This window comes from Streptococcus sp. 10F2 (genome assembly GCF_054331515.2).
Genome location: NZ_JBTGGE020000078.1, coordinates 1 through 5,118, shown reverse-complemented (window position 1 = coordinate 5,118; position 5,118 = coordinate 1). Strand labels below are relative to the sequence as shown.

Annotated in this window: 5 protein-coding genes; 1 reads left to right on the top strand and 4 read right to left on the bottom strand. The window is 41.2% G+C overall.

Annotated elements, in window-relative coordinates; genetic code table 11:
* Window positions 1-266 precede the first annotated feature (266 nt).
* From ACXM1Q_RS08845 to ACXM1Q_RS08830, 4 genes are all read right to left on the bottom strand, one after another.
* Complete coding sequence (locus tag ACXM1Q_RS08845; RefSeq protein ID WP_458517745.1) at window positions 267-1,076, bottom strand: transporter substrate-binding domain-containing protein; 810 nt, start codon at window positions 1,074-1,076, stop codon at window positions 267-269.
* Between the two features lie 10 nt (window positions 1,077-1,086).
* Window positions 1,087-1,890: an ABC transporter substrate-binding protein gene (locus ACXM1Q_RS08840; RefSeq protein WP_458517744.1), complete on the bottom strand. Its 804-nt coding sequence runs from the start codon at window positions 1,888-1,890 to the stop codon at window positions 1,087-1,089.
* A gap of 125 nt (window positions 1,891-2,015) precedes the next feature.
* On the bottom strand, window positions 2,016-3,110 hold the full coding sequence (locus ACXM1Q_RS08835; RefSeq protein ID WP_458517743.1) for a DEAD/DEAH box helicase: 1,095 nt from the start codon (window positions 3,108-3,110) through the stop codon (window positions 2,016-2,018).
* Window positions 3,100-4,092: a Gfo/Idh/MocA family protein gene (locus tag ACXM1Q_RS08830; RefSeq protein WP_458517742.1), complete on the bottom strand. Its 993-nt coding sequence runs from the start codon at window positions 4,090-4,092 to the stop codon at window positions 3,100-3,102. The genes ACXM1Q_RS08835 and ACXM1Q_RS08830 overlap by 11 nt, the downstream gene beginning before the upstream one ends.
* 95 nt (window positions 4,093-4,187) lie before the next feature.
* Here ACXM1Q_RS08830 and udk point away from each other — a divergent pair, with 95 nt between their 5' ends.
* Window positions 4,188-4,826: a uridine kinase gene (gene udk / locus ACXM1Q_RS08825; protein WP_135038819.1), complete on the top strand. Its 639-nt coding sequence runs from the start codon at window positions 4,188-4,190 to the stop codon at window positions 4,824-4,826.
* Window positions 4,827-5,118 lie beyond the last annotated feature (292 nt).

Sequence of the window (5,118 nt, the reverse complement as noted above, 5' to 3'; positions counted from 1 at the left end):
TCCAGAATTAAATCCTATTGAAAAAAGCTGGGCTATTTTAAAAAAATCAGTTACAGAATTACTTCGTAAAATGGACTCTATAACTGATGCAATAACATACTATTTAAAAACTAAATGACTATACTAGCTACTTCAGATAGGAAGGTCTGTTACATCTCCTGCATTCCTGCCTCATGGAAATCATGGCTGTATGGATCATAAGGCCTCAACCTCTAGCTTGTAAAAAAGAAAAGGTTGAGTTCCCCCAACCTTCTACATATGTATAATTATTCCTCAACAACCGTGTATTTACTTGCTTCTTCCAAATACTTAGCATAGCTGCCGTCTTTTTTAACCTTGGCAATAACTTTATTGACAACTTTTTGCAGTTCCTTGTTGTCTTTTTGCATAGCAACAGCTGTACCGACGGTTTCTTGGGTTTTCAGCTCTGCATCTGAAATGGCCAATTTATCATTTTGCGATACATAACCAAGAGCTACGGCTTCATCAATGGCTACTGCATCTACTTTACCGGCAACCAATTCGTTGATGGCCTCACCCATAGCTTGGAGAGAAACCAATTCAGCGGAAGCCAGTTGCTCTTTTGCCAATTGTTCTTCGAGTGTTCCTTTTTGAGCGGCTACTTTTTTACCTTTGAAACTTTCTAGGTCTTTAAGGCTATTCGTATCTTCTGAGCGAACTAGAAGTACACGTCCATTTTCATAATAGGAATCAGAGAAGGTGACTACCTCTTCCCGTTCTGGTGTTTTAGAGAGACCAGCAAGGGCTAGGTCAGCTTTGCCACCTGTCACACTCGTTAAGACATTGTCAAAACTCATAGTCGAAACTTCTAATTCAACGCCTAGCTCATCCGCAATATCCTGAGCCAAAGAAATATCCGCACCAACAACTTGATTTTTCCCATCGATAAGCGTTTGGAATTCAAAAGGAGCATAGTCTGGACTCGTTGCGACAATCAACTTCCCTTTTTCTTTGATAGACTCTGGACTAGAGGCTGCGGTGCTAGTACCACAAGCCGTTAATGCCAATCCAAGAGCCAGAAGCCCAACACTTTTCAATACCGTCTTTAATTTCATGTCATCTCTCCTATTCAGCTACCGTGTACTTACTTGCTTCTTCTAGATATTTAGTGTAGCTACCGTCTTTCTTAACCTTGGCAATAACCTTGTTGACAACTTCTTGCAATTCCTTGTTATCTTTTTGCATGGCAACCGCATTACCTTGAGAATCATCTGTCTTAATACCTGCTGCAGCTATAGCCAATTGCTTATTTTGACTTACATAACCCAGAGCTACTGGTTCATCAATGGCTACAGCATCCACTTTTCCTGCTACCAATTCGTTGATTGCTTCCCCCATGGCTTGGAGAGAGACTAACTCCGCATCCGCTAACTGATCCTTAACCATTTGTTCTGGAATAGAGCCTTTCTGAGCAGCTACTTTTTTCCCTTTAAAAGAAGCCAAAGATGGATAGTTATCTTTGTCATCCATCCGAACTAGGAGCGAGTGACCATTTTCATAATAGGAATCTGAGAAAGAGAGAACTGCTTCCCGCTCAGGTGTACTAGTCAGACCCGAAATGGCTAGATCCGCCTTACCACTCTGGAGGGTAGACAATACATTATCAAAGCTCATAGTCGAAACCTCAAGCTCTACACCTAATTCATCTGCGATATCTTGAGCTAAAGAAATATCCGCACCGACAACTTGATTCTTTCCGTCAATTAGGGTCTGGAATTCAAATGGGGCATAGTCTGGGCTGGTTGCGACTACCAATTTCCCTTTTTCTTTAATAGCATCCGGAGTGGAACCAGTACTAGAACCACAGGCTACCAAACTAAGCCCCAAACCTAGAACAGCTATACTTTTCAAAATAGTTTTTACTTTCATATGAGATCACCTCTTGTTTTGATGTGAATATTATACATAACTTTTGTATAATTTACAATACATTTGGTTAAAAAACTTCGATTCTCTGAAAAAAATCCGTTTTGGGAAGAGTCCCAAACGGATTTTTAATCTTCATTTACTAAAAATAACTCTTGATTTTTTAATTGAATTTCAGAAACCTTGGCATATTTTTTCAGCTGTTTCAATTCCTGAGGATGGCTGACAAAGGTAATCACATAACCTGGTCGTCCCATGCGCCCTGTCCGTCCTGCTCGATGGGTATAGGTGTCTTTATCTCGTGCCAAATCCACCTGAATCACACAGTCTAGCCCTTGAATATCAATCCCTCTTGCTACTAAATCAGTGGCTATAAGAAGGGAAATAGAACCATCTTTAAAACGATCCAAAATCTGTTTGCGCATTTGTACATTAATATCACTAGCCAAAGAATAAGCTGGCAAATGATGGTACTGTAATTTCTCCTCTGCATTGCCTACATCAGAGAGGCTATTGAAAAAGGCCAAGGCACGAAAATCATCAACTGCTAAAAGTTTTCGAAGAGTTGCCACCTTATCACGTTGAGCCACTCGCATATAGAAGTGCTGTAGATGGTTAGCTTCCTCTTCTTGACCTAGTGTGATCAAGCGAGTCCCTTCCTGTAACTGATCCATTGGAATTCCCTGAGTCGCACTCATATAGATATGTGTATGAGTCTTAGGAACATAGGTCAATAGACGATCTACAAATGGCAATTGTGAGGTGCTCAGTAACTGGTCAAATTCATCCAAGACGATGGTATCAATCGCTAACAATTTGATTTTTTTGAGTTTAACCAATTCTAAAACCCGTCCAGGAGTTCCAATCAAAACTTCGGGTCCTTTCTTCAAACGTTCGATTTGCCGTTTTTGACTAGAACCAGATAGAAAGAGTTGAGTCTTAAGTCCCAAGTCCTGTGCCCAAGCCTGTGTCACTTCATAAATTTGACCTGCCAACTCACTATTAGGAGCTAAAATAAGTACCTGCTGACCTTGCCCTTTACGTACCTTTAGTAAAAGAGGCAACAAATAAGCTAGCGTTTTCCCTGTTCCTGTTGGGCTAATTCCTAATAGAGACTCCCCAGCTTGAATGGGCTCCCATAAAGCTTCCTGAATTGGCGTAGCTTCTTCAAATCCCTGAGTCTGCCAGCGTTCCTGCCAAATTTGGGGGAAATTATTCAACATCTTGGTCTCCTTCAAATACAATAGCTGCATCCTGGCGTAGTTTCCACATGGTTTCATGGACATCTAGTGCCAGCTGTGTCCACTTTTCCCAGCTAAGCCAATCTTCTCTCTCAATCATCTGCGCAAATGCTGCCGCCTCTTCTTCCATCTGATGACTGGCAACTTGGACTGGAAGAACTTCTTCTCCTCCAGTCAAGTCTCTAAAGCGAGCAGACTTGATTTCCTCCACTGAATCTACTATCAAGGTTCCTTGACTAGTATAGATCTCACTTGGGAGATAAGTTGTGTAATTTTTTGCCGTTTGAAGAGTCACCAAACTACCTGGATACAGTAAGTTTGCCTGTCCGGCCAAATCAACATCCCAATCCCATTTTTGAGCTTGATACGAAACCTGAGCTGGTTTCCCAAACCAGTAGTGAGCCACATATAAGGGATAGATTCCCAAATCCATCAGAGCACCACCACCAAATTTTGCAGAAAAGACATTCGGTAACTCACCCGCTAAAAGAGCTGGCATTTTCGAAGAATATTTTCCATAACGCAGATTAGCCCCCAAGATTTCCTTATCTTTCAAAAAATCAGAAACAAGAGCTACAGCCTTTTCATGCACATTCCGTGCTGCTTCAAAGAGCATAACCTTCTTTTCCTTGGCCAAGGAATATACTATTGTCCACTCGGATGGACGTAAAACTGCCGGCTTTTCCACTACTACATGTTTACCCGCTTCAAGAGCCAAACGACTATGTTGAAAGTGAAGGCCGTTGGGAGAAGCGATGTAAATCAAATCCAGACTTGAATCCATAAGGAAAGCTTCCAAAGAATCATACGTTTCTATTTCAGAACCATATTGGTCCGCAAATGCTTGAGCTTTCTCAAGACTTCGAGAGTAAACCGCACCAAGTCGATATCCCCCTGCTGCTGTCACAGCTTTCATCCATTCGTGGGCGATTGGACTAGTTGCTAAAATTCCAAATGTAATCATTTTTTTCACCTCACTCCATTATAACATGGACTAGCCTACTGACATAGCTCTAAAAATAGTGTACAATGAATAGGAAAAATAGAGAGGACGATTTCATGCATAAAAAACCAATCATTATCGGTGTAACAGGTGGATCTGGTGGAGGAAAAACCAGCGTATCTCGAGCAATCTTGTCCAATTTCCCAAATGCTAAGATTGCCATGATCGAACACGACTCCTACTATAAGGATCAATCTCATTTAACTCCTGAGGAGCGGGTCAAAACCAACTATGACCATCCCTTTGCATTTGACACAGATTTGATGATTGAACAATTGAGCGAACTACGTGCGGGGCGGCCTGTGGACATTCCAACTTACGACTACACAGCCCACACTCGCAGTAAACATAGCTATCGCCAAGAACCACAAGATGTCTTTATTGTTGAAGGAATTCTAGTACTTGAAGATCAGCGTCTTCGTGACCTCATGGATATTAAAATCTTCGTGGACACAGATGACGATGTCCGTATCATTCGACGGATTAAACGAGACATCGAAGAACGTGGGCGTAGCCTCGACTCTGTCATTACGCAATACCTTGAGGTCGTAAAACCCATGTACCACCAATTTATCGAGCCAACCAAGCGCTACGCAGATGTGATTATTCCCGAAGGAGTCACCAACAAGGTTGCCATTGATCTCATCAACACCAAAATTGCTTCCATTTTAAATGAAACCGAATCAGCTGAATAACTCATAATAGGAAAAGACTAGGCTTGACGCCCAATGTCATTAAGTTAAGACCTAGAATTTAAAATAAGACCACATTTGAAAGCTCATAATTACATCAGACTTTCAAATGTGGTCTTTTTGTGCATACCAAATAAAGGTTTTGTGACCTTTTTTAAAAATTATGATATTCTATAGGTGAAGCTTACTACTGATTGAGTTCTCAGTCGCCTTTTAAAGGTTCGACCTGGACGGATGATTGACAAATGTTTCTCTATGTAAGTTTTCAACTGAGAAGAAGTGAGCTTGTTTTTTA